The sequence below is a fragment of the Citrobacter sp. Cf125 genome (genome assembly GCF_030333935.1).
Taxonomy (GTDB): Bacteria; Pseudomonadota; Gammaproteobacteria; order Enterobacterales; family Enterobacteriaceae; genus Citrobacter; species Citrobacter freundii.
Genome location: NZ_JAOWEY010000022.1, coordinates 304,772 through 328,489, shown reverse-complemented (window position 1 = coordinate 328,489; position 23,718 = coordinate 304,772). Strand labels below are relative to the sequence as shown.

Sequence of the window (23,718 nt, the reverse complement as noted above, 5' to 3'; positions counted from 1 at the left end):
ACATCTCTTACCGTGCCATTCTATTCACATGGTTAAATTGGGGATCACTCAATTTTCATAGCACAAGACGAAAAAAAACGGTCCCAACTGGGACCGTTTATGATGAAACTAAAACTTATCTGAGAAAATTAAGCGGATTTCTTCGCTTTCTTTTCTGCTTTCGGTGCAGCTACTGCTTCAGTCTTAGCGGTGGTCTGGCCTTCGCTGTACTCACGACCGTAGTATGTATCCAGCAGGATCTGTTTCAGTTCAGCAATCAGCGGGTAACGTGGGTTTGCACCAGTACACTGGTCATCAAACGCATCTTCAGACAGTTTGTCCACGTGTGCCAGGAAGTCAGCTTCCTGAACGCCAGCTTCACGGATAGACTTAGGAATACCCAGCTCAGCTTTGATTTCTTCCAGCCAGCCCAGCAGTTTCTGGATTTTCGCGGCAGTACGGTCGCCCGGTGCGCTCAGACCCAGATGGTCTGCGATTTCAGCGTAGCGACGGCGTGCCTGCGGACGGTCGTACTGGCTGAATGCAGTCTGTTTAGTCGGGTTGTCGTTCGCGTTATAGCGAATAACGTTGCTGATCAGCAGGGCGTTCGCCAGACCGTGAGGAATGTGGAACTGAGAACCCAGTTTGTGCGCCATTGAGTGACATACACCCAGGAAGGCGTTAGCAAACGCGATACCGGCGATGGTTGCTGCACTGTGTACACGCTCACGTGCTACCGGGTTCTTAGAACCTTCATGGTAGGACGCCGGCAGGTTTTCTTTCAGCAGTTTCAGCGCTTGCAGAGCCTGACCGTCGGAGAACTCAGAAGCCAGTACGGAAACGTAAGCTTCCAGAGCGTGAGTTACGGCATCGAGACCACCGAACGCACACAGGGACTTCGGCATATCCATCACCAGGTTGGCGTCAACAATCGCCATATCCGGAGTCAGCGCATAGTCTGCCAGCGGGTATTTCTGCCCAGTTGCATCGTCAGTAACAACCGCAAACGGAGTCACTTCAGAGCCGGTACCGGAAGTGGTGGTGACGGCGACCATCTTCGCTTTCACACCCATTTTCGGGAACTTGTAGATACGTTTACGGATGTCCATAAAGCGCAGCGCCAGTTCTTCGAAGTGAGTTTCCGGGTGCTCGTACATAACCCACATGATTTTCGCGGCGTCCATCGGGGAACCGCCGCCCAGCGCGATGATTACGTCTGGTTTGAAGGAGTTAGCCAGCTCAGCACCTTTGCGAACAACGGTCAGAGTCGGGTCAGCTTCAACTTCAAAGAACACTTCGGTTTCAACACCAGCAGCTTTCAGAACGGAGGTGATCTGGTCTGCATAACCGTTGTTGAACAGGAAGCGGTCGGTCACGATCAGCGCACGTTTGTGACCATCGGTAATCACTTCATCCAGTGCGATTGGCAGAGAGCCACGACGGAAGTAGATAGATTTCGGAAGTTTGTGCCACAACATGTTTTCAGCTCGCTTAGCAACGGTTTTCTTGTTGATCAGGTGCTTAGGACCAACGTTTTCAGAGATGGAGTTACCACCCCAGGAACCACAACCCAGAGTCAGGGAAGGTGCGAGTTTGAAGTTGTACAGGTCACCGATACCACCCTGAGAAGCTGGGGTGTTAATCAGGATACGTGCGGTTTTCATCATCTGGCCGAAGTAAGCAACACGTTCTGGCTGGTTGTCCTGGTCAGTGTACAGGCAAGAGGTATGACCGATACCGCCCATCGCAACCAGTTTTTCAGCTTTAATGACTGCGTCTTCGAAGTCCTTCGCACGGTACATTGCCAGCGTCGGAGACAGTTTTTCATGAGCAAACGGTTCGCTTTCATCGACAACCGTCACTTCACCGATCAGAATCTTAGTGGTTTCTGGTACGGAGAAGCCTGCCAGTTCAGCAATCTTGTATGCCGGCTGACCAACGATAGCTGCGTTCAGCGCGCCATTTTTCAGGATAACGTCCTGGACTGCTTTCAACTCTTTGCCCTGCAGCATGTAGCCGCCGTGAGTCGCAAAACGCTCACGTACTGCATCATATACAGAGTCAACCACGACGACAGACTGCTCAGAAGCACAGATTACGCCGTTATCGAAGGTTTTAGACATCAGAACAGATGCAACAGCACGTTTGATATCAGCGGTTTCGTCGATAACAACAGGGGTGTTACCTGCGCCTACGCCGATAGCCGGTTTACCGGAGCTGTATGCCGCTTTAACCATGCCTGGCCCACCGGTCGCAAGGATCAGGTTGATGTCCGGGTGGTGCATCAGCGCATTAGACAGTTCAACGGAAGGTTGATCGATCCAGCCGATCAGATCTTTCGGTGCGCCAGCAGCGATTGCTGCTTGCAGAACGATGTCTGCTGCTTTGTTAGTTGCATCTTTTGCACGCGGATGCGGAGAGAAGATGATGGCGTTACGGGTCTTCAGGCTGATCAGTGATTTGAAGATCGCAGTAGAAGTTGGGTTAGTGGTTGGAACGATACCACAGATGATACCAATTGGTTCCGCAATGGTAATGGTACCGAAAGTGTCGTCTTCAGACAGCACACCACAGGTTTTTTCATCTTTGTAAGCGTTGTAAATGTATTCAGAAGCAAAGTGGTTTTTGATCACTTTATCTTCGACAATACCCATGCCGGATTCGGCAACGGCCATTTTCGCGAGAGGGATTCGAGCGTCTGCGGCAGCCAGAGCGGCGGCACGGAAGATTTTGTCAACCTGTTCTTGAGTGAAACTGGCATATTCACGCTGGGCTTTTTTTACGCGCTCTACAAGTGCGTTAAGTTCAGCGACATTAGTAACAGCCATGATGCTCTCCTGATAATGTTAAACTTTTTTAGTAAATCATCTGCTCGATACGAGAGTATAGACAGACCGACGAAAATTTGTGTAACGGTTTGAAAATCAAACGGTTAATTAACGTCCACTTTACTTTGATTTACTAAAAGAGCTTATACGCTAGTGCCAGTTAACTCTAACGCGTTACCTCCAGGTGGCGTAAGCAAGATTACTCACTTCTGAGTAGTAATTGCGTGATCTGGATCAAAAATTCGCAAAGCTGACACCTTTCAGCAGGCCCTTTTAGCGTTTCTCGTCAAGTGTTAATAAATTGACGTAATGAATGCTAATAACGTTAGCATAATTAATACATATTAATAACACTGAGTATTGGTAGCGTATTTACGTAGATATACGAAGATAGAAGGTGAAGTATGCTGACAAAAGGCGTATCTTCAGCGCGGATTTTATCAATTTTTATGACTCATTTTATCCGGCTAACGCTTCGGAGCTAACCGTGATCCAAACGCTATTTGATTTTCCTGTCTATTTTAAATTTTTCATTGGGTTATTTGCGTTGGTCAACCCGGTAGGGATCATCCCTGTCTTTATCAGTATGACCAGTTATCAAACTGCTGCAGCGCGAAACAAAACCAACCTTACGGCAAACCTGTCAGTCGCTATCATTCTGTGGACTTCGCTGTTTCTTGGTGATGGTATTCTGCAACTTTTCGGTATCTCAATAGATTCGTTCAGGATTGCCGGCGGCATTCTGGTTGTGACTATCGCGATGTCAATGATTAGCGGAAAACTAGGGGAAGATAAACAAAACAAACAGGAAAAATCAGAAACCGCAATCCGTGAGAGTATCGGCGTTGTACCGTTGGCATTGCCGTTGATGGCGGGACCGGGGGCGATAAGCTCAACTATTGTTTGGGGTACGCGATATCACAGTGCGATTAACCTGTTTGGCTTTTTTGTCGCGATTGCGCTGTTTGCCCTGTGCTGCTGGGGGCTGTTTCGCATGGCGCCATGGCTGGTACGACTGTTGGGACAAACTGGCATCAACGTCATTACGCGTATTATGGGGCTACTGTTAATGGCCTTGGGTATCGAATTCATTGTTACAGGTATCAAATCCATTTTCCCAGGTTTGCTGGCCTGATATCTCTCTTCTGTACAAACGGAGTCGGTCCCGGCTCCGTTTCCTTTCATTATCAGTAAAACTTCTCACTAAAGTTGAAAATCAGCATAGTGATAATAAAAAATGCTGATGGTTATTCATTTGTTTATTCATTGATTTTATGAATGTAACACTCATCCATCTGCCAGAGAGAGCCTGATATCGCTGTTATTTAATTAACATCATACTCTGGGGCTTGCTGTAGGATTATCGAAATGTTATTAGTTATTTCAGCGTTTTTTTCAGTTGAATGTGCTAATTAATAACCAATTGTTAAATTTATGTGCATTTTGACGTGGTGTTGACACCTGACAAGGTAGTTAACACCTGTCTTGATGTAATTTATTGTTTTTCATGGGTTTATTATAGAAAACCTTCATTCGTAAGACTTTCTTTGTGAGATTTATTTCCAATAAAAGAGAATTGGTTAACAAATTTGTAAAATGTATTGGCGGTTAAGAAACGCATTTGATACTTTCCGGCCAGGTATTATGCAGAAGAATTCACGTTGATGAGAATCATTTGCAGTTAGTTTCTCTCAACAGGGTAATAGCGTGTTTCCGGCAGGGGAGGCACGTAGATAATCGACGTAAGGCAGTCATACGAACCGCCAGAATAAATAAAGTCGGTGATAGCAAGCAGTAAAACAAAAAACGACCTGACGGCAGAAAATCTCCGGTGCCGTACAGTGATCCTGACAGGATTAACAGTCTGGTTAAAAAACCAGCCATAATAATGAGGGAGTACAACACAATGACTAACATCACTAAAAAAAGTTTAGTAGCTGCGGGGATCTTAACTGCGCTAGTCGCTGGAAATGTTGCCACGGCGGCAGTAGTGCCAGCGGGTGTGCAGCTTGCTGAAAAGCAGACTCTGGTGCGTAATAACGGTTCGGAAGTGCAGTCACTCGATCCCCACAAAATCGAAGGTGTACCTGAATCCAACATTAACCGTGACCTGTTTGAAGGTTTATTAATCAGTGATGTCGATGGCAAACCATCGCCTGGCGTGGCTGAAAAATGGGAAAATAAAGATTTTAAAGTCTGGACATTCCATCTGCGTAAAGATGCTAAGTGGTCTGACGGCACGCCTGTTACCGCGCAAGATTTCGTGTATAGCTGGCAACGTTTGGCTAATCCAAATACTGCATCACCGTACGCCAGTTATTTGCAGTACGGTCATATCGTCAATATTGATGATATTATCGCCGGTAAAAAACCGATCACCGATCTCGGTGTAAAAGCTCTCGACGATCATACTTTTGAAGTCACCCTCAGCGAACCTGTTCCTTATTTCTATAAACTGCTTGTGCACTCTTCCGTTTCACCGGTTCCTAGAGCTGCTGTTGAAAAATTCGGCGAGAAGTGGACCCAGCCCGCTAACATCATTACTAACGGTGCGTATAAACTGAAAGACTGGGTTGTGAACGAGCGCATTGTGCTTGAGCGTAATACCAACTATTGGGACAACGCCAAAACGGTTATTAACCAGGTAACCTACCTGCCTATTTCTTCTGAAGTGACTGACGTTAACCGCTATCGCAGCGGTGAAATCGACATGACCTATAACAACATGCCGATTGAGTTATTCCAGAAGCTGAAAAAAGAGATCCCGAACGAAGTCCACGTTGACCCGTATCTGTGCACCTATTATTACGAAATCAATAACCAGAAAGCACCGTTCAACGATGTTCGTGTTCGTACCGCCCTGAAGCTGGCGTTGGATCGTGACATTATCGTCAATAAAGTGAAAAACCAGGGTGACCTGCCGGCGTATAGCTTTACTCCTCCATACACCGATGGCGCGAAACTGGTTGAGCCAGAGTGGTTCAAGTGGTCTCAGGAAAAACGTAATGAAGAAGCGAAGAAACTGCTGGCTGAGGCCGGATATACAGCTGAGAAACCGCTGACCTTTGACCTGCTGTATAACACTTCAGACCTGCATAAGAAGCTGGCTATTGCCGCGGCATCTATCTGGAAGAAAAATCTGGGTGCTAATGTGAAGCTGGAAAACCAGGAATGGAAAACGTTCCTCGATACGCGCCATCAGGGCAACTATGATGTTTCACGTGCGGGCTGGTGTGCGGACTATAACGAACCGACGTCCTTCCTGAATATGGTGCTGTCCGACAGCTCCAATAATACCGTCCACTATAAGAGCCCGGCATTTGATAAGCTGATTGCGGATACGCTGAAAGTGACTGATGAAGCGCAGCGCAGCGAACTGTATTCGAAAGCGGAACAGCAGCTGGATAAAGATTCTGCGATTGTACCGGTTTATTACTATGTCAATGCCCGCCTGGTGAAACCATGGGTTGGCGGATACTCCGGTAAAGACCCGATGGATAATATCCACGTTAAAGACTTGTATATTATCAAGCATTAATGGCAAGACGTGGGGCAATCATTTTTGCCCCACAGTGTCTTTTTTCTTCGAACTATTAATACCGCTTTACCTGAACGTCGGGGTTAAAGAGGTATAAAGGCACACGCCAGAAGGTACGGGCAATGTTAAAATTCATATTACGTCGCTGTCTGGAAGCGATTCCGACGCTGTTTATTCTTATTACGATTTCATTCTTTATGATGCGCCTTGCGCCCGGAAGCCCATTCACCGGGGAACGCGCGTTACCGCCAGAGGTGCTGGCGAATATTGAAGCGAAATATCATCTTAACGATCCTATCTCGACGCAGTATTTCAGCTATCTGAAACAGCTGGCGCATGGCGATTTTGGACCATCCTTTAAATATAAAGACTACACGGTTAACGACCTCGTTGCTTCGAGTTTTCCGGTTTCTGCGAAGCTGGGTGCGGCAGCCTTTATTCTGGCGGTAATCGTCGGCGTTAGCGCCGGGGTGATAGCCGCGCTGAAGCAAAATACACGTTGGGATTACACGGTGATGGGGGTGGCAATGACTGGGGTAGTTATCCCCAGTTTCGTGGTCGCTCCCTTATTGGTCATGATATTTGCCATAACTTTGAAATGGCTGCCCGGCGGGGGCTGGAACGGTGGGGCGTTGAAATTTATGATCCTGCCAATGGTGGCCTTGTCACTGGCCTACATCGCCAGTATCGCTCGTATTACTCGCGGTTCGATGATTGAAGTGCTGCACTCTAACTTTATTCGTACCGCGCGCGCCAAAGGGCTGCCGATGCGGCGGATTATTTTCCGCCATGCGTTAAAACCTGCGCTGTTGCCAGTGCTGTCCTATATGGGACCGGCATTTGTCGGCATTATCACTGGTTCGATGGTTATTGAAACCATCTATGGTTTGCCTGGCATTGGTCAGTTGTTCGTCAACGGCGCGTTAAACCGCGACTATTCGCTGGTTCTGAGTCTGACCATACTGGTGGGTACGCTGACCATCGTGTTTAACGCGATTGTCGATGTGCTGTATGCCGTTATCGACCCGAAAATTCGTTACTGATACTGGAGCTCGCTATGATGTTAAGTAAGAAAAACAGCGAAGCGCTGGAGAATTTCAGTGAAAAGCTGGAGGTCGAAGGCCGCAGCCTGTGGCAGGACGCGCGTCGACGCTTTATGCATAACCGAGCTGCGGTAGCAAGCCTGGTGGTGCTGGTAATTATTGCGCTGTTCGTGACGCTCGCGCCGATGCTGTCGCAGTTTACCTACTTCGATACTGACTGGGGCATGATGTCCAGCGCGCCGGATACGGAATCAGGCCACTATTTCGGTACTGACTCGTCGGGACGCGACCTGTTGGTGCGCGTGGCGATTGGCGGGCGCATCTCGCTAATGGTCGGCATTGCGGCGGCGTTGGTCGCGGTGGTTGTCGGTACGCTGTACGGTTCTCTGTCGGGCTACCTCGGCGGAAAAATCGACTCGGTGATGATGCGTCTGCTGGAAATTCTCAACTCCTTCCCGTTCATGTTCTTCGTGATCCTGCTGGTCACCTTCTTTGGTCAAAATATCCTGCTGATTTTTGTCGCTATCGGGATGGTCTCCTGGCTGGATATGGCGCGTATCGTGCGTGGACAAACGCTGAGCCTCAAGCGCAAAGAGTTTATTGAAGCGGCGCAAGTGGGTGGGGTGTCTACCGTGCGTATCGTTATCCGCCATATTGTGCCGAACGTGCTGGGTGTGGTGGTGGTATACGCTTCATTGCTGGTGCCGAGCATGATCCTGTTTGAGTCCTTCCTGAGCTTTTTGGGATTAGGTACGCAGGAGCCGTTAAGTAGCTGGGGCGCTCTGCTTAGTGATGGTGCCAACTCAATGGAAGTCTCACCATGGCTGCTGCTGTTTCCGGCAGGTTTCCTGGTGGTCACTTTGTTCTGTTTTAACTTTATTGGCGATGGCTTGCGTGATGCCCTCGACCCGAAAGACCGTTAAGGAGTGCAGCCATGAGCGTAATTGAAACCTCAACCGCGCCGCTCGCGCAACAACAGGCTAACGCACTGCTGAACGTAAAAGATTTGCGTGTGACGTTCGCTACCCCCGACGGCGATGTAACTGCGGTCAACGATTTAAACTTTTCTCTGCGAGCTGGAGAAACGCTGGGTATTGTCGGAGAATCCGGCTCAGGTAAATCGCAAACGGCCTTTGCCCTGATGGGCCTGCTGGCGGCTAATGGTCGTATCGGGGGCTCCGCTACGTTCAACGGACGTGAAATTCTGAACTTACCGGAACGTGAACTGAACAAACTGCGCGCCGAGCAGATCTCGATGATTTTCCAGGACCCGATGACGTCTCTCAATCCGTACATGCGGGTCGGGGAGCAGTTGATGGAAGTTCTGATGCTGCATAAAGGCATGAGCAAAGCGGAAGCTTTTGAAGAGTCGGTCAGAATGCTGGATGCGGTGAAAATGCCGGAAGCGCGTAAGCGCATGAAAATGTATCCGCATGAATTCTCCGGTGGTATGCGTCAGCGCGTTATGATCGCTATGGCGTTGCTGTGCAGGCCCAAATTACTGATAGCCGATGAACCGACCACTGCGCTCGATGTGACGGTACAGGCGCAAATCATGACGCTGCTGAATGAACTGAAAAGCGAATTCAACACCGCGATTATCATGATCACCCACGATCTGGGGGTTGTTGCCGGTATTTGCGATAAAGTTCTGGTGATGTACGCCGGTCGTACGATGGAATACGGCAGTGCGCGGGATGTCTTTTATAAGCCCGTTCATCCGTATTCGATTGGTTTGCTGAATGCCGTACCTCGTCTGGATGCAGAAGGGGAAGAGATGCTCACGATCCCGGGCAACCCACCGAACCTGCTGCGTCTGCCAAAAGGCTGTCCATTCCAGCCGCGTTGCCCGCATGCGATGGAAATCTGTAGCAGTGCTCCACCACTGGAGGAATTTAGTCCAGGCCGTTTGCGCGCCTGCTTTAAGCCGGTGGAGGAACTGGTATGAATGCGGTAACCGAACAACGTAAAGTGCTCCTTGAGATTGCTGACCTTAAAGTCCATTTCGATATTAAAGATGGCAAACAGTGGTTCTGGCAACCATCTAAAACCCTTAAGGCAGTTGATGGCGTAACCCTGCGACTGTATGAGGGCGAAACCCTGGGCGTGGTCGGTGAATCAGGCTGCGGGAAATCGACCTTTGCCCGTGCGATTATCGGCTTGGTGAAGGCCACCGATGGAAAGGTTGCCTGGCTGGGTAAAGATTTACTCGGCATGAAACCCGATGAGTGGCGGGAAGTACGCAGTGATATCCAGATGATTTTCCAGGATCCGCTGGCATCGTTAAACCCGCGCATGACCATTGGTGAAATCATTGCCGAACCGCTGCGTACTTATCATCCGAATCTTCCTGGTCAGGAAGTCCGCGATCGTGTGAAAGCGATGATGATGAAGGTAGGATTACTGCCCAACCTGATTAACCGCTACCCACATGAGTTTTCAGGTGGCCAGTGTCAGCGTATTGGTATTGCCCGCGCGCTGATCCTCGAACCGAAGTTGATTATCTGCGATGAACCCGTTTCGGCGCTGGACGTGTCAATCCAGGCCCAGGTGGTTAACCTGCTGCAACAACTTCAGCGAGAAATGGGATTATCGTTAATCTTCATTGCCCACGACCTCGCGGTGGTTAAACATATCTCCGACCGTGTGCTGGTTATGTATCTCGGACATGCGGTGGAATTAGGGACCTATGACGAGGTGTACCATAACCCGCTGCATCCTTATACCAAAGCGCTGATGTCTGCGGTGCCGATCCCCGATCCGGATCAGGAAAGGAACAAGGTTATCCAGTTGCTGGAAGGCGAGTTACCGTCCCCGATTAACCCTCCTTCCGGTTGCGTGTTCCGTACGCGCTGCCCGATTGCAGGGCCGGAATGCGCAAAAACGCGCCCGGTTCTCGAAGGAAGTTTCCGACACGCAGTTTCCTGCCTGAAAGTAGACCCGCTATAATTCCGAGGGCTGACAAAAGTCAGCCCTTTTTTTGGTGAGGTATCTGTGCCAGGTTTAGTCTCTTCTGTCCGCCGCGCGCTCTTTCGCAAATTATTCGATTTAAACACCCGTTCAGGGCGTCGCTTTGAAGGTATGTGCGCGCTATTCGCCTTGCTCAGCGTTATTGTTATCTTCATTGAGTCCGGAGTAGGGACGCAATACCATTTAACCTTTGAGGAATGGCGCGTTTTTGTCTGGCTGGAGATCTTTATTACTCTGGTCTTTACTCTCGAATATCTTCTGCGCTTATGCTGTTGGGCCAATCCCGCCAAATATGTGTTTAGTTTCTGGGGGATAGTTGACCTTGCCACCATTCTGCCGCTGTATGTGATGTGGCTATGGCCGGAAATCAGTCTGAGTTATGTTTTCGCCTGGCGGGCGATGCGTGTCCTGCGCGTCCTGCGTATTCTCAAGCTGTTGCGCTTTATGCCTTCTCTACGGGTGTTCTGGAATGCGTTAAAAAGTGCCCGACATCAGCTGATGTTGTTCTATTCCTTTATCGCCATTCTGATGGTGGTTTTTGGTGCGATGATGTATCTGATTGAAGGGCCAAAATATGGATTTACTACGCTGAATGCGTCGGTGTATTGGGCGATTGTTACTGTAACCACCGTCGGCTATGGCGATATCACCCCGCACACCCCGTTGGGGCGAATGGTGGCGTCCGTGCTTATCCTGATTGGTTACTCGGTGATTGCGATACCGACGGGATTGATTACCACGCACATGAGCAGTGCGTTCCAGCATCGCGGGCACCAACGAAAATGTCCCCAGTGTCAGCAGGCGCAGCACGAACATAGCGCGCAGTTTTGTAACCGTTGCGGAAGCAAACTACCGGGCTAAAAATGAAAAAAGCTGCGAGAGCAGCTTTTTTGTTTGATTATTCGCGCCAGAGAATATGGCAGAGCTTATGATCTTTTTCGCGACATAATAAAACGCGCGCAAAAATATCGTTAATCTCGCCGTCTTCTGTATCTGCCAGACCAATCACCACTTCGGCAAAGAAATCAGGGTTCAGGTCAAAATCAACATGCTCCTGCCAGTCTTCTGCCGGATCGAATAACTCGGCACCGCCGCGTTCTTCAAACTGCAAATTGAACAGAATGATATCTGCCGGATCGAGGTTATCCGCAGCCAGTTCGAGAAAAATGTCGTAAGCCTGCTCAAGCGTTTCGTCTTCGGTCAGGCGATTGTTCAAATCCATATCCATAATGACTACCTGTTTACTGTCTGATGGGCACGTTTTACAGCAACGGACTAAAGAAGTAAAACAGTCGCTCTGCTATCCGCTGCCAGAGTGGTCGTTTTACCCACAAACGGGCATCAAGTAGGCGGGAACGCGAAATATAATCATCCTGCACGGCGGCGAGATCGCCGCCGAATCCAGCATCGTCAATGACCAGCGTGATTTCAAAATTGAGCCACAGACTGCGCATATCCAGGTTAACGGTACCGACCAGGCTCAGCTCGCCATCGACCAGTACGCTCTTGGTATGCAGCAGGCCGCCTTCGAACTGATAAATTTTAACGCCAGCTGCCAGCAACTCAGTGAAAAAGGCCCGGCTTGCCCAGCCAACCAGCAGGGAATCATTCTTACGCGGAAGAATGATACTGACGTCGACCCCACGCTGTGCTGCCGTACAAATTGCATGCAGCAAATCGTCGCTGGGAACAAAGTAAGGCGTGGTCATAATTAAATATTCGCGCGCTGAATAAGCTGCGGTTAACAGCGCCTGATGAATCAAGTCTTCTGGGAAACCAGGACCCGAGGCAATTGTGTGAATGGTGTGCCCGCTGGCCTGCTCAAACGGCATGATATTGACGTCCGGTGGCGGGGGCAAAATGCGCTTTCCGGTCTCAATTTCCCAGTCGCAAGAATAGACGATGCCCATAGCGGTGGCTACCGGGCCTTCCATTCTTGCCATTAAATCAACCCATTGCCCAACGCCTGCATCTTGTTTGAAGAAGCGCGGATCGACCATGTTCATGCTGCCGGTATACGCAATGTAGTTGTCGATCATGATCATTTTGCGGTGCTGACGCAGGTCCATACGGCGTAAAAATACACGCATCAGGTTCACCTTCAGCGCCTCTACAACTTCGATGCCTGCGTTACGCATCATCGCCGCCCAAGGGCTGCGGAAGAATGCCACGCTGCCGGCGGAGTCCAGCATCAGGCGACAGTGAATGCCACGCCTCGCGGCAGCCATTAACGACTCGGCTACCTGATCGGCCATACCACCCGGCTGCCAGATGTAGAACACCATCTCTATGTTGTGGCGCGCCAGCTGAATATCACGGATTAATGCCTGCATCACGTCATCTGAACTGGTGAGCAGCTGCAGCTGATTTCCCTTAACGCCGGCGATTCCTTGACGACGCTCGCACAGTTTAAATAAGGAGGAGGCGACGCTGCTGTTTTCCTGCGCAAAAATATGCTTACAGGCTTTAAGATCGTTCAGCCACTTGGCCGTTGACGGCCACATTGCCCGGGCGCGTTCGGCGCGGCGTTTACCCAGGTGGAGCTCACCGAAGGACAGATAAGCAATGATCCCTACCAATGGCAGAATATAGATGATCAAAAGCCAGGCCATTGCGGAGGGCACTGCGCGTCGTTTCATTAGAATGCGTAATGTTACGCCAGCAATGAGTACCCAGTAACCCAGAATGACCAGCCAACTCACCACGGTGTAGAAGGTTGTCATAAATTTAAAAATCCTTTTGAAAGCGTATTGTTAAGAGTTTACGCATCAGGATTAATCTGGCAAATAAAAACACGGGAAAACCGCTGGTCTGCATTCGGTGTGGCGTTATAATGGCCACTCAGTGACTGAAAGAGTAGTAAACATGAAGCGTAGTAGAACGGAAGTGGGACGCTGGCGGATGCTGCGTCAGGCTAGCCGCCGTAAAGCACGTTGGCTTGAAGGACAATCGCGTCGTAATATGCGTATCCACACTATCAGAAAGTGCATTCTCAACCATCAACGCAACTCGTTGCTGTTTGCGATCCACAGCATCTGATCCCAAAAGGGCACCGCTGGCGGTGCCCAATGTCTGCTTTTGTTCTGTTTTTAAAATACTTTTTTGTAAGGTTTTACTGAAACCTGAGCATAAACGCCCGCTGCAACATACGGATCGGCTTCCGCCCACGCCTGTGCCGCCTCCAAAGATTCAAATTCGGCAATCACCGTTGAGCCGGTAAAACCCGCTGCACCGGGATCGTTACTATCGACCGCTGGCATGGGGCCCGCCGTGAGCAAACGACCTTCGTCATGAAGGAGTTGCAGGCGAGCCAGATGAGCAGGGCGCACGGAAAGACGTTTTTCGAGAGAGTCTGCGATATCTTGGGCGTAAATAACATACAGCACGGGTAGAACTCCTTGAACGGTAAAAGTCGTTAATAACGTTATTGGAAAGGTCTAACAACTGCAACGGAAAGATAACTGATATGTTAAGGCCATACTCTGAAAGTGGTTTTTTATCATAAAATCGCGTTCTAAATGTCAGTTACCGCCACGGGCTTATTGAATATGATTGCTATTTGCATTTAAAATCGGGGCCTGGTTTTTTTACTGAAACGATTATGACTTCAATGACCCTTGATTTACCTCGTCGCTTTCCCTGGCCAACGTTACTGTCTGTCGGCATTCATGGTGCCGTGGTGGCTGGTTTGCTGTATACCTCGGTACATCAGGTTATTGAACTGCCTGCGCCAGCGCAGCCGATCTCTGTCACGATGGTCGCGCCTGCCGATCTCGAACCACCTCAGGCCGTTCAGCCGCCGCCGGAACCCGTTGTCGAGCCTGAACCGGAACCAGAGCCGATTCCAGAGCCACCAAAAGAGGCGCCGGTGGTGATTGAAAAACCGAAGCCCAAGCCTAAACCGAAGCCAAAACCGGTGAAAAAGGTGGAAGAGCAGCCGAAACGCGATGTTAAACCAGCAGAACCGCGCCCGGCCTCCCCGCTGGAAAATACGGCACCTACGCGCACAATGACCAATACCGCGCCGGCAACTACCAGCAAACCGGTGGTCAGTGCGCCATCGGGTCCACGTGCTTTAAGCCGTAATCAGCCTCAGTATCCGGCGCGAGCACAGGCGCTGCGCATTGAAGGGCGGGTAAAGGTCAAATTTAATGTAACACCGGATGGTCGGGTTGAAAATGTGGAGATCCTGTCTGCGCAGCCTGCCAATATGTTTGAGCGTGAAGTGAAAAACGCGATGCGTAGATGGCGTTATGAAGCAGGTAAACCCGGATCCGGACTCGTGGTGAATATTGTTTTCAAATTAAACGGCACAACGCAGATCGAGTAAGCATCAGGCCGTCCGGCAATGATCACTCTTGATCATTGCCGGATAGCATTACTGGCGTGTGCTATCAGGCCAACGTGGGGATTGGACGCGGTTTCCCGTCTTTATCAACGGCAACGTAGATAAACAGAGCTTCGGTGGCCTTATAACGCTGGCCAATAGGTTCAGAAGCGACTTTCTTCACCCAAACTTCAATATTGATGCTGATTGAGGTTGTCCCGCGTTTCACACAGCGAGCATAGCAACACACTACATCACCTACGGCGACCGGGCGCAAAAAGCTCATTCCTTCAACCCGCACAGTTACCACACGACCATGTGCGATCTCTTTGGCCTGAATCGCGCCACCTATATCCATTTGTGACATCAGCCAGCCGCCAAAAATATCACCGTTCGCGTTGGTATCGGCAGGCATGGCCAGAGTGCGTAAAACCAGTTCACCCTGGGGAGTGTTATTCGTTGTTGTCATTGTAGAACCGACTATAGAGAAAGATTACAGGCGCGATGCTACTAGAATTTGTGCGTCGAGAACAGAGGGGATGCGGCATGCAGAGCAGATGTAAGTCAGGTTGTCAGCTCTATGGAACGCGAGGGGATAAAAATTCGCCAGATCCGCAGATCTGGCGAGCATGTATTACGATTTATCTTCTTGCGGCAGATGACGGTAAATATAGACCCCACTCAGCAGCGTAAAGAATAAAGTCAGGGCGGTCAGGCCGAACACTTTGAAGTTGACCCAAATGTTCTGCGGTAGCCAAAATGCAATATAGATATTCGCCAGACCACACAGGATGAAAAAGACTGCCCAGGCTAAATTTAGTTTCGACCACACTGGTTGCGGCAGGGTCAGTTCTTTACCTAACATGCGCTGGATCAGCGGTTTTTTCATCACCCACTGGCTTACCAGCAATGCTCCAGCAAACAGCCCGTAAATCACCGTTACTTTCCACTTAATGAATTCATCGTTGTGGAAAAAAATAGTCAGGCCACCAAATACGGCCACCAGGACAAAGGTGATTAACGCCATCTTCTCGACCTTGCGATAGCGAACCCAGCTGTAAATCAACACTACAGCCGTTGCGACAATCAGCGCCGAGGTCGCCGCATAGATGTCGTAAAGCTTATAAAAAGCAAAAAAGACAACCAGCGGTAAAAAATCAAGAAACTGCTTCATTCTTCGATTCCGTCATCAAAAGCACCGGGTACAAGCCCGGAATGCGTTCAGGGTTTATTGGCGAATCAGCATGTACAGGCGGAACAAATAGATCAGCAACACCGCGGAGATCATATTGCTCAGCGTATTCGCCAATACCGCGCCTACATTCGGCGTAAGTACTGCAAAACTTGGCGCAAAAAGCAACAGCAGCGTTTTTGCCAGCAACCAACCGATTACTGCCGGCGCAACCAGTCGCATATTCGACCACGCCAGACGCATACTGTTGCGCATCGCGGCAAAGACACCCATTTTGTCCTGTACCAACATCACAGGTGCGAGTGCCAGCAGGATGGCCAGCAGAATACCGGGAACAACAACCAGCATAATACCGATTTGCACCAGCAGAGTAGTCAAAAAAATCAGAATAAACAGCTTTGGCAACACTGGCGCACTGGCGCCGATGGCACGTAATGCGCTGACCCGATGACCTGCTGAAATCAGCTGAATCATCAGGATGACCCCACCGGCAAGGATGGCATTACCAATCAGACCAGAAAACGTAGACGCCGCGGAAGCGCGTAGCAAAATTTGCTGTTGCTCCGGGGTCATGTTTTGCACCAGATCGAACAACCCCACGCTGCTGGTTAACTGATCGCCTTCACTGAGTTGCGCAATTTGTGCGTCAGTGGGGGAAAAGGCATGCCCTAACACCACTGTGATAAACGCGCACAACAACGATACCAGCAAGATGGTAATGAATTGATTACGGAAAAAGTTTCCCGTGTCACGGTAAACGGATTTCGCCGTGATAGACATGCACTCTCCTTGAGTTTTGCAGGTGTTCATTTGCGGGCAATTGTACCCTGGATAACTCTACAGTGGCAGCATCGCGCGATGTATGGAAAAGCATATCTTTGTAAAGCTGCGGTAATTTTTGGCTATGACTTCAGCGTCGTGCATGAACGCTGTTTGTTATGTGCGCATCGCGTGCAGATAACCATCACCCATCAGCAATGAGCTGGAGGTACTTGCACATTGAAAATATATCAAAATTGATCTGAATTAATTTAACCAGGATTTTGAATGCAAGTTCTAACTTAATCTGGATCAATAAATGTTAAATTATCAAAGTCAATGTGATCCATGTTAGATCATTTATTACTCCAAAGTAGGTATATTCATTCCGCTTTTATAACCATAACGATGGAGCGGACATGAAAAAATTAACAGTTGCAGCATTGGCTTTAACAACTCTTCTCTCTGGTAACGCATTTGCGCATGAAGCTGGAGAGTTCTTTATTCGTGCAGGTTCTGCCACCGTCAGACCGACGGAAGGAGCAGGTGGTACGCTGGGCAGCTTGGGTGGCTTTGATGTCAGCAATAACACGCAGTTGGGTCTGACATTTACCTACATGGCAACCGACAATATCGGTGTTGAATTACTGGCGGCGACACCGTTCCGCCATAAAATTGGTACTGCAGCAACGGGTGATATTGCCACCGTACATCATTTGCCGCCGACGTTAATGGCACAGTGGTACTTCGGTGACTCCAGCAGTAAACTGCGTCCGTACGTAGGTGTTGGTGTGAACTACACGACCTTCTTCGATGAAGGCTTTAACGATAACGGTAAAGAAACAGGATTATCGGACCTGAGTCTGAAAGATTCCTGGGGTGCAGCAGGGCAAGTCGGTATGGACTATCTGATTAACCGCGACTGGCTGATTAACATGTCGGTCTGGTACATGGATATCGACACCACCGCAAGCTATAAAATGGGTGGCGTCCAGCAGCGCGACAGTGTACGCCTCGATCCGTGGGTGTTTATGTTCTCTGCGGGTTATCGTTTTTAAGTTCTTCTGCAAAACTCCTCTGCAAAACTGGTCATCAAATGACCAGTTTTTCCATTCTTTTCCACGCGTATCGTTATTTTGACCAGCCGTAGTCAACTGAGTCACGTGTGCTTCTGAACACATCAGTCAGAGATGCTGGTTGTACCGCTCCACCCATTTAGCATTTCCCTTTGTTGGAGTGGTGGAGTAAATATAGGCTAAGTATCTTGTCCCGGTACTAAACGAACACACTATCAAATAAGGCGCAGTGCAAGATGACTTGTAGCGCTCTCTTTAAGCAGTACCGCGGTAACTTTAATAGTCAGTGTGTTTATCTGGAATATCGCTTTTGTTTCTATTCTCTTATGCATTATTACTGCGGCTCATTTATTACGTACAAAAAAGAACCTGCAGATAATCAGGGGATAACTTATCCAAAATGTTAACTATTAATAAAATTAAAGTAACATATCGTAAAATTTGGATATTTTATTTTTCATGGACTAAGGTTTATACATCATGATATAATGTAATGGCAGATTATTTACCATTCAATAATGTAAATGAATTTTCGAGGAGATCATTCCAGTGGGACGTAAGTGGGCAAATATTGTTGCTAAAAAAACAGCTAAAGACGGTGCAACGTCTAATGTATATGCAAAATTCGGTGTAGAAATTTATGCTGCTGCTAAACAAGGCGAACCAGACCCAGAATTAAATACATCTTTAAAATTCGTTATTGAACGTGCGAAACAAGCGCAGGTTCCAAAACACGTTATTGATAAAGCCATTGATAAAGCCAAAGGCGGCAGCGATGAAACGTTCGTGCAAGGGCGTTATGAAGGCTTTGGTCCCAGTGGTTCACTGATTATCGCTGAAACATTGACTTCAAACGTTAACCGTACGATTGCTAATGTCCGCTCAATTTTTAATAAAAAAGGCGGGAATATCGGAGCGGCGGGTTCTGTCAGCTATATGTTTGACAATACCGGAGTAATTGTATTTGAAGGGACAGACCCTGACCATATTTTTGAAATTCTGCTTAATGCTGAAGTAGATGTTCGTGATGTAACCGAGGAAGAAGGAAACATCGTTATTTATACTGAATCTACAGATCTTCATAAAGGCATTGCAGCTCTAAAAGCAGCAGGAATTACTGAGTTCTCAACTACAGAATTAGAGATGATTGCTCAATCAGAAATTGAACTTTCACCAGAAGATTTAGAAGTCTTTGCAGGGCTTGTTGATGCTCTTGAAGATGACGATGATGTTCAAAAAGTATATCATAACGTTGCAAATCTCTAATGATAGATTAAAGAAATCTGTCATCATGGCAGATTTTTTTAACTCATAAAGTTGTTATGAGTGCACTATTTATTACAAACTCGGATATTTTCCATCATCATCAACTAAAAATATCTGAGATAGGTACCAGGTATCATTCTCTTTGGACAATTGATATTCATAAACAGGTGAATAATACTGCCTCGATAATCTGGTCGTCACGGTCGCTACTTTTTCAGTAATCTGAACCGATATGATGTTCTCTTGCTCAGGATCATGACTAGACTCAGAACCAAAAGCTATAGGCTCGCCCTGAAAACCAGGTTTTGTATATTTATTCAAAAGCTCATTCCAACCCTTCTGGGCCAGGAGCATAACTTCTTGCTTTCCGTAGTTCTGATTTCTCTGAAATGACTGGTCATTCCAATATTTATAATCCCTCTGGAAAGCGGTGATTACCTGTTCCGGAGTATTTGCCAGTATGTCCCCAGCGCTTAAAAATCCAACGCTTAACATAACTAATTTAATCAACAGATGTCTCAACAAGTTCACCCATATTTGGCATGCTTTCCTTCAGTGTCTCGCAAGGGACTTTTTGAAGTCAACTTCATTAATGGTTGCACAACCAAAACGACTGAACTGTATAGATTCCGGGCATAGCTGCCCGTGGTTAGCAGCCAGGAAAAATTCCCCTCGTTCTTCATTTAAAAAATTCTGGGTAAAACATCCTGCCTTTCTCCCCTTTGATGTAGTGCTACTCTTTAAGCAAACCAACTTTGAGGGTATTGCTGATGATGTTGACCCGCCATCTGCTACAGCAAAAAATCACACTTCTGGAACCGTTCTACGAGGATCAAACGGCAGCGTTTGCCGTGAGTGTTGCACGTGAATTATTGCTTTACATGGATAAAATTGAGGCGCTGGAGAAACTTATTGCGACTCCGGTTACACTACCTTATTGCAGCGCAAGTCCGGTTTGTGAGATTGAGGCGGGCTATGCCGCAGGCGTAAACGACTGCCGCGAGGCCATCCGGCGGGCAGGGTATCCTATCGAAGGTGATGATTAGTTTGCGTTTATGTTAACAAATATGCGCTTTTATTGTATAAATCTGTAACCTAAGCGCGCGATTGCGGGCTACATCAACGTACCTGCTTCGGAGTGGCAAACATTCTCTATCAACGTACAACGCTGTTATGCAACAACATAAACGGGTAACCGATTTGGCAATACTGTTAACTATCAGGGTGGACTCGTGAAGATTGTGCAGGATAAGCTCAGAAACAGGCAGGCTCTGCTGGTATCCGGGCTCATTACGTTGATTTTTACCTCGTTGTTTCTGTTTATCATTTATGAACAGCGTATGGCGGCCGCCAGTGAAGGCGTTAGCCGCCTGCAAGCTCACATGTTGGACATTTTTAACGATAATGAACTGATTGCCGATGCGATTGGCGAGCGTTATTACCACATCAAAACCGGCGAACAGTGTGGTGTTATGGCGCAGTTTGTTCCGCGAAACAAAGATGAATGGGGAATTAACGCCGACCCAAAGCGGGTTCATTCTGCAACGGGGACGATTATTGCTCAGCAACCCAGCCATAATGCGCTGTGTATGTATACTGCGGCGGAGTTCATTCGCGGAATGGTTAATGAGCTAAATCCAGGCAGCTTCGATGCGCACCGTTACATTATCGCCAGCAATTCAGATTATTTTTATTGGTTTATGGCTTCTGACTCGCGCAATTTCAGTTTTTCTGACTCCGAAATGGCGATGGATATAACGCATTTTTTCTATCCGCCCACCGATTTCTATACCCGGTTGTTGCAAAAAAACGTCAAAAATAAAGCTCTCAGTTCAACAAACTTCTATACCGATAAAATTACCGGTGAAAAAGCCTACAGCGTAGTGAGCTATATCTACGATCTGTCGGGTAAGGAGATATCAGACCAAATCGTTGCCTATCTGGTCTATGATCATTCGAAGCCTGAGCTGCAGGAAGCGTTAGCCGAGGCGTTTGATAATCAAATCCTTCCCGGATTGAACGTGGAGTTAGTGAATCTGACCAACAAAGAGAGCCTCTGCTTATCCGGCAAATGTGCGGGGCAATCCAGCTATTTGGTGCGCAATTTTTCGGAGAAATATGCGCTGCACTATTCGCTTTCATTAGGCCGTTTTATGGCGCGCGATACACATGCCGGGATTGTTATCCTGCTGGCGCCGTTCTTTTTCATCATCATTAGCTTCTCGTTAAAGTCATGGCTAAACGAAAGCGACCTCAAGGTTTATATCGATACTCTGACCGGCTGTTTTAACCGCCGAATACTCGACATTATCAAGCGTCGGGATTTATCACACTGTTCGGTGGTGCTACTGGACTGCAATAAATTTAAGGCCGTCAATGATACCTGGGGCCACGCGGCAGGCGATCGCGCGTTGCAAATTATCGCCAACAGGATGCTGTCAAACACCCGCACCAGCCACGATATTGTGATTCGTACCGGCGGGGATGAATTTATGATCCTGCTGTTTCGATCGCAGGCAACTGACGCCATAGCAATCGCGCAACGTATTAGCGGGCAGGTGACCAGTCATGTGTTTGTGGTGGATGGGCATACCGTGCCATTGTCAGTATCGTGGGGAATTGCAGAGGTGAACGGTGAACTGGATGTGGCCATTCAGAATGCGGATAGCGCTATGTATAGAATGAAGCACACGGAAGAAGGGTGAAACCGCCAGACGTCTCTGGCGGTTGATTTAACTTACTGGTGGGTGGCGGCTTTCATCGTGCTGACAAACGCTTTCAGCTCAGCCAGCATCTGTTCCGGTGCCGCAACATTTTTCTCAATGATTTTCACAATTGCCGAGCCGGAAATTGCACCGGCAGCACCGGCTTCAATAGCTCCGGCTACCTGTTCAGGCGCAGAGATACCGAAGCCCTGTAAAGAAGGCGGAGCATCATATTGTTTCAGCTTTTCAACCAAATGATGCAGCGGTAATGCCGCACGATTTTCGGCACCGGTCACGCCTGCACGTGAAAGCAGATAAGTGTAGCCGCGACCGTAAGAGGCAATCTGGCGTAGCAGTTCTTCATCAGCATTCGGCGGGCAGATGAAAATCGGTGCGATGTTGTGACGCAGTGCAGCAGTTCTGAATGGCGCAGACTCCTCAACAGGGACATCGGCTACCAACACAGAATCCACACCCACTTTTTCGCACTGGGCGTAAAACTCGTCAATGCCCTTGCTGAAGACCAGGTTGGCATACATCAGCAACCCAATGGGAATCGTCGGATGCTTCTGGCGAATCAGCGCCAGCATTTCAAAGCATTGCGATGGTGTGACGCCGGCGGCAAACGCACGCAGGGTGGCTTCCTGAATGGTTGGGCCATCGGCCAGCGGATCGGAGAACGGAATGCCGAGCTCAAGCGCGTCGGCACCGGCTTCAATCAGCGTATCAATGATTTTCAGTGACTGTTCAACAGACGGATCGCCCAGGGTTACGAAGGGGACAAAAGCACCTTCTTTGCGGTCCTTCAGCTGTGCAAACAGGTTTTCGTAACGTTCCATCAGATTTCCCCTCGCGCTTTCAGAATATCGTGTACGGTGAAAATGTCTTTGTCGCCGCGACCGGAGAGATTAACCACCAGTAACTGCTCTTTTTCCGGATTTTCACGCATCATTTTCAACGCGTGCGCCAGGGCATGGGAGGACTCCAGTGCCGGAATAATCCCCTCGTGCAGACACAGCGTTTTGAAGGCTTCCAGTGCTTCATCATCGGTTATTGAAACATAATCGGCGCGACCAATGCTGTTCAGGTACGCATGCTGTGGCCCGACCGACGGGAAATCGAGTCCGGCGGAAATAGAGTAAGACTCTTCAATCTGTCCTTCTTCGGTCTGCATCATCGGGGACTTCATGCCGAAGTAAATCCCGACACGACCATGTTTCAACGGCGCGCCGTGTTCTCCAGACTCAATCCCGTGACCGCCTGGCTCTACGCCAATCAAACCGACGCTGGTTTCATTAATAAAATCGGCGAACATACCGATGGCGTTAGAACCGCCGCCCACGCAGGCGATAACGGCGTCCGGCAGACGACCTTCTTTTTCCAGAATCTGCGCCTTGGTTTCTTCACCGATCATCCGCTGGAACTCACGCACAATAGTCGGGAAGGGGTGCGGACCTGCCGCTGTACCGAGCATATAGTGCGCGGTATCGTAGCTGCCAGACCAGTCGCGCAGCGCTTCGTTACAGGCATCTTTCAGCGTTGCGGAACCGCTGTGAACGGGGATAACTTCTGCACCCATCAAACGCATACGGAAAACGTTCGGCGACTGACGTTCAACATCTTTCGCGCCCATGTAAATACGGCATTTCAACCCCAGCAGTGCGCTGGCGAGAGCAGATGCAACACCGTGCTGCCCCGCGCCTGTTTCGGCGATAATTTCCGTTTTACCCATGCGCTTCGCCAGCAACGCCTGGCCCAGCACCTGGTTGGTTTTGTGCGCGCCGCCGTGCAGTAAATCTTCACGCTTGAGATACAGCGTCGTGTTGGTGCCTTGAGTAATGTTCTGGCACTTGGTCAGTGCGGTTGGGCGACCCGCATAGTTTTTCAGCAGGTCTGTAAACTGCGCCTGAAATTCAGGATCTTTTTGCGCGCTGACAAAAGCTTCTTCCAGCTGGCGCAGGGCAGGCATCAGAATCTGTGGCACATACATACCGCCAAATTCACCAAAATACGGATTGAGTAATGTTGTCATGTC

23 protein-coding genes and 1 pseudogene are annotated in these 23,718 nt (G+C 48.8%); 13 read left to right on the top strand and 11 right to left on the bottom strand.

Features of this window, described 5'->3' with window-relative positions; genetic code table 11:
• Positions 1-128: 128 nt before the first annotated feature.
• Positions 129-2,807, bottom strand: a complete 2,679-nt coding sequence (gene adhE, locus OGV89_RS05710; protein ID WP_003020717.1) for a bifunctional acetaldehyde-CoA/alcohol dehydrogenase — start codon at positions 2,805-2,807, stop codon at positions 129-131.
• A 487-nt stretch (positions 2,808-3,294) separates the two neighbouring features.
• Between adhE and ychE the strand changes: the two genes are divergently transcribed.
• The 7 genes from ychE (at position 3,295) to OGV89_RS05675 (ending at position 11,219) form a co-directional block, all read left to right on the top strand.
• Complete coding sequence (gene ychE / locus OGV89_RS05705) at positions 3,295-3,942, top strand: NAAT family transporter YchE (RefSeq protein WP_003020714.1); 648 nt, start codon at positions 3,295-3,297, stop codon at positions 3,940-3,942.
• A 771-nt stretch (positions 3,943-4,713) separates the two neighbouring features.
• Complete coding sequence (gene oppA / locus OGV89_RS05700) at positions 4,714-6,345, top strand: oligopeptide ABC transporter substrate-binding protein OppA (protein ID WP_003844005.1); 1,632 nt, start codon at positions 4,714-4,716, stop codon at positions 6,343-6,345.
• 122 nt (positions 6,346-6,467) lie between these two features.
• The gene (gene oppB / locus OGV89_RS05695) at positions 6,468-7,388 is read left to right on the top strand and encodes an oligopeptide ABC transporter permease OppB (protein ID WP_042308050.1); all 921 of its coding nucleotides are present in this window, start codon (positions 6,468-6,470) and stop codon (positions 7,386-7,388) included.
• A 14-nt stretch (positions 7,389-7,402) separates the two neighbouring features.
• Positions 7,403-8,311, top strand: coding sequence for an oligopeptide ABC transporter permease OppC (gene oppC / locus OGV89_RS05690; protein WP_003020701.1), 909 nt, complete (start codon positions 7,403-7,405; stop codon positions 8,309-8,311).
• Between the two features lie 11 nt (positions 8,312-8,322).
• Positions 8,323-9,336 (top strand): murein tripeptide/oligopeptide ABC transporter ATP-binding protein OppD, encoded by a 1,014-nt coding sequence (oppD, locus tag OGV89_RS05685; RefSeq protein WP_003833364.1) that lies wholly within the window; start codon positions 8,323-8,325, stop codon positions 9,334-9,336.
• Positions 9,333-10,337, top strand: a complete 1,005-nt coding sequence (oppF, locus tag OGV89_RS05680) for a murein tripeptide/oligopeptide ABC transporter ATP-binding protein OppF (RefSeq protein ID WP_003020696.1) — start codon at positions 9,333-9,335, stop codon at positions 10,335-10,337. The genes oppD and oppF overlap by 4 nt, the downstream gene beginning before the upstream one ends.
• A gap of 45 nt (positions 10,338-10,382) precedes the next feature.
• Entirely contained in the window at positions 10,383-11,219 is an 837-nt protein-coding gene (locus OGV89_RS05675) for an ion transporter (protein ID WP_003020693.1), read from the top strand.
• 37 nt (positions 11,220-11,256) lie between these two features.
• Here OGV89_RS05675 and OGV89_RS05670 read toward each other — a convergent pair whose 3' ends face one another.
• Both OGV89_RS05670 and cls read right to left on the bottom strand, forming a co-directional pair.
• Positions 11,257-11,586 (bottom strand): HI1450 family dsDNA-mimic protein, encoded by a 330-nt coding sequence (locus OGV89_RS05670; protein ID WP_003020691.1) that lies wholly within the window; start codon positions 11,584-11,586, stop codon positions 11,257-11,259.
• Positions 11,587-11,620: 34 nt separating this feature from the next.
• Positions 11,621-13,081, bottom strand: coding sequence for a cardiolipin synthase (cls, locus tag OGV89_RS05665; protein ID WP_003020687.1), 1,461 nt, complete (start codon positions 13,079-13,081; stop codon positions 11,621-11,623).
• Between the two features lie 142 nt (positions 13,082-13,223).
• Between cls and OGV89_RS05660 the strand changes: the two genes are divergently transcribed.
• Positions 13,224-13,397, top strand: coding sequence for a YciY family protein (locus tag OGV89_RS05660; RefSeq protein WP_003020684.1), 174 nt, complete (start codon positions 13,224-13,226; stop codon positions 13,395-13,397).
• A 50-nt stretch (positions 13,398-13,447) separates the two neighbouring features.
• Here OGV89_RS05660 and OGV89_RS05655 read toward each other — a convergent pair whose 3' ends face one another.
• Entirely contained in the window at positions 13,448-13,744 is a 297-nt protein-coding gene (locus OGV89_RS05655) for a YciI family protein (RefSeq protein ID WP_003020675.1), read from the bottom strand.
• Between the two features lie 215 nt (positions 13,745-13,959).
• Between OGV89_RS05655 and tonB the strand changes: the two genes are divergently transcribed.
• Positions 13,960-14,688, top strand: a complete 729-nt coding sequence (gene tonB / locus OGV89_RS05650; RefSeq protein ID WP_168150127.1) for a TonB system transport protein TonB — start codon at positions 13,960-13,962, stop codon at positions 14,686-14,688.
• 64 nt (positions 14,689-14,752) lie between these two features.
• On the opposite strand, the gene yciA is transcribed toward tonB, so the two are convergent.
• The 4 genes and pseudogenes from yciA to OGV89_RS05630 form a co-directional block, all read right to left on the bottom strand.
• Positions 14,753-15,154, bottom strand: coding sequence for an acyl-CoA thioester hydrolase YciA (gene yciA / locus OGV89_RS05645; protein WP_003020670.1), 402 nt, complete (start codon positions 15,152-15,154; stop codon positions 14,753-14,755).
• Positions 15,155-15,319: 165 nt separating this feature from the next.
• On the bottom strand, positions 15,320-15,859 hold the full coding sequence (locus OGV89_RS05640) for a septation protein A (RefSeq protein ID WP_003020667.1): 540 nt from the start codon (positions 15,857-15,859) through the stop codon (positions 15,320-15,322).
• A 54-nt stretch (positions 15,860-15,913) separates the two neighbouring features.
• On the bottom strand, positions 15,914-16,657 hold the full coding sequence (locus OGV89_RS05635) for a YciC family protein (RefSeq protein WP_003020663.1): 744 nt from the start codon (positions 16,655-16,657) through the stop codon (positions 15,914-15,916).
• A 28-nt stretch (positions 16,658-16,685) separates the two neighbouring features.
• Positions 16,686-16,772, bottom strand: a pseudogene (locus OGV89_RS05630) (YkgJ family cysteine cluster protein); the annotation flags it as partial.
• 283 nt (positions 16,773-17,055) lie between these two features.
• On the opposite strand from OGV89_RS05630, the gene ompW reads away from it, so the two are divergent.
• Positions 17,056-17,694, top strand: a complete 639-nt coding sequence (ompW, locus tag OGV89_RS05625) for an outer membrane protein OmpW (protein WP_003833354.1) — start codon at positions 17,056-17,058, stop codon at positions 17,692-17,694.
• A gap of 567 nt (positions 17,695-18,261) precedes the next feature.
• Positions 18,262-18,978: a YebC/PmpR family DNA-binding transcriptional regulator gene (locus tag OGV89_RS05620; RefSeq protein WP_003020658.1), complete on the top strand. Its 717-nt coding sequence runs from the start codon at positions 18,262-18,264 to the stop codon at positions 18,976-18,978.
• Positions 18,979-19,050: 72 nt separating this feature from the next.
• On the opposite strand, the gene OGV89_RS05615 is transcribed toward OGV89_RS05620, so the two are convergent.
• Positions 19,051-19,488, bottom strand: a complete 438-nt coding sequence (locus OGV89_RS05615; RefSeq protein ID WP_231040640.1) for a hypothetical protein — start codon at positions 19,486-19,488, stop codon at positions 19,051-19,053.
• A 260-nt stretch (positions 19,489-19,748) separates the two neighbouring features.
• Between OGV89_RS05615 and OGV89_RS05610 the strand changes: the two genes are divergently transcribed.
• Both OGV89_RS05610 and OGV89_RS05605 read left to right on the top strand, forming a co-directional pair.
• On the top strand, positions 19,749-20,024 hold the full coding sequence (locus OGV89_RS05610; RefSeq protein ID WP_048232137.1) for a hypothetical protein: 276 nt from the start codon (positions 19,749-19,751) through the stop codon (positions 20,022-20,024).
• Between the two features lie 186 nt (positions 20,025-20,210).
• Positions 20,211-21,683, top strand: a complete 1,473-nt coding sequence (locus OGV89_RS05605; RefSeq protein WP_032935568.1) for a GGDEF domain-containing protein — start codon at positions 20,211-20,213, stop codon at positions 21,681-21,683.
• Between the two features lie 32 nt (positions 21,684-21,715).
• On the opposite strand, the gene trpA is transcribed toward OGV89_RS05605, so the two are convergent.
• The gene (gene trpA, locus OGV89_RS05600) at positions 21,716-22,522 is read right to left on the bottom strand and encodes a tryptophan synthase subunit alpha (RefSeq protein ID WP_003020647.1); all 807 of its coding nucleotides are present in this window, start codon (positions 22,520-22,522) and stop codon (positions 21,716-21,718) included.
• Positions 22,522-23,715 carry a tryptophan synthase subunit beta gene (gene trpB / locus OGV89_RS05595; protein WP_003020645.1) on the bottom strand — a complete coding sequence of 398 codons (1,194 nt, stop codon included), beginning with the start codon at positions 23,713-23,715 and terminating at the stop codon, positions 22,522-22,524. The genes trpA and trpB overlap by 1 nt, the downstream gene beginning before the upstream one ends.
• Between the last annotated feature and the right edge of the window lie 3 nt (positions 23,716-23,718).

Bases quoted from the DNA above. Each gene is read 5' to 3' on its own strand.
- trpA (WP_003020647.1), bottom strand. From the start codon at position 22,522: ATGGAACGTTACGAAAACCTGTTTGCACAGCTGAAGGACCGCAAAGAA.
- OGV89_RS05660 (WP_003020684.1), top strand. From the start codon at position 13,224: ATGAAGCGTAGTAGAACGGAAGTGGGACGCTGGCGGATGCTGCGTCAG.
- oppA (WP_003844005.1), top strand. From the start codon at position 4,714: ATGACTAACATCACTAAAAAAAGTTTAGTAGCTGCGGGGATCTTAACT.
- OGV89_RS05670 (WP_003020691.1), bottom strand. From the start codon at position 11,586: ATGGATATGGATTTGAACAATCGCCTGACCGAAGACGAAACGCTTGAG.
- OGV89_RS05635 (WP_003020663.1), bottom strand. From the start codon at position 16,657: ATGTCTATCACGGCGAAATCCGTTTACCGTGACACGGGAAACTTTTTC.
- yciA (WP_003020670.1), bottom strand. From the start codon at position 15,154: ATGACAACAACGAATAACACTCCCCAGGGTGAACTGGTTTTACGCACT.
- oppB (WP_042308050.1), top strand. From the start codon at position 6,468: ATGTTAAAATTCATATTACGTCGCTGTCTGGAAGCGATTCCGACGCTG.
- adhE (WP_003020717.1), bottom strand. From the start codon at position 2,807: ATGGCTGTTACTAATGTCGCTGAACTTAACGCACTTGTAGAGCGCGTA.
- OGV89_RS05610 (WP_048232137.1), top strand. From the start codon at position 19,749: ATGATGTTGACCCGCCATCTGCTACAGCAAAAAATCACACTTCTGGAA.
- oppC (WP_003020701.1), top strand. From the start codon at position 7,403: ATGATGTTAAGTAAGAAAAACAGCGAAGCGCTGGAGAATTTCAGTGAA.
- trpB (WP_003020645.1), bottom strand. From the start codon at position 23,715: ATGACAACATTACTCAATCCGTATTTTGGTGAATTTGGCGGTATGTAT.
- ompW (WP_003833354.1), top strand. From the start codon at position 17,056: ATGAAAAAATTAACAGTTGCAGCATTGGCTTTAACAACTCTTCTCTCT.
- oppF (WP_003020696.1), top strand. From the start codon at position 9,333: ATGAATGCGGTAACCGAACAACGTAAAGTGCTCCTTGAGATTGCTGAC.
- oppD (WP_003833364.1), top strand. From the start codon at position 8,323: ATGAGCGTAATTGAAACCTCAACCGCGCCGCTCGCGCAACAACAGGCT.
- cls (WP_003020687.1), bottom strand. From the start codon at position 13,081: ATGACAACCTTCTACACCGTGGTGAGTTGGCTGGTCATTCTGGGTTAC.
- tonB (WP_168150127.1), top strand. From the start codon at position 13,960: ATGACTTCAATGACCCTTGATTTACCTCGTCGCTTTCCCTGGCCAACG.
- OGV89_RS05640 (WP_003020667.1), bottom strand. From the start codon at position 15,859: ATGAAGCAGTTTCTTGATTTTTTACCGCTGGTTGTCTTTTTTGCTTTT.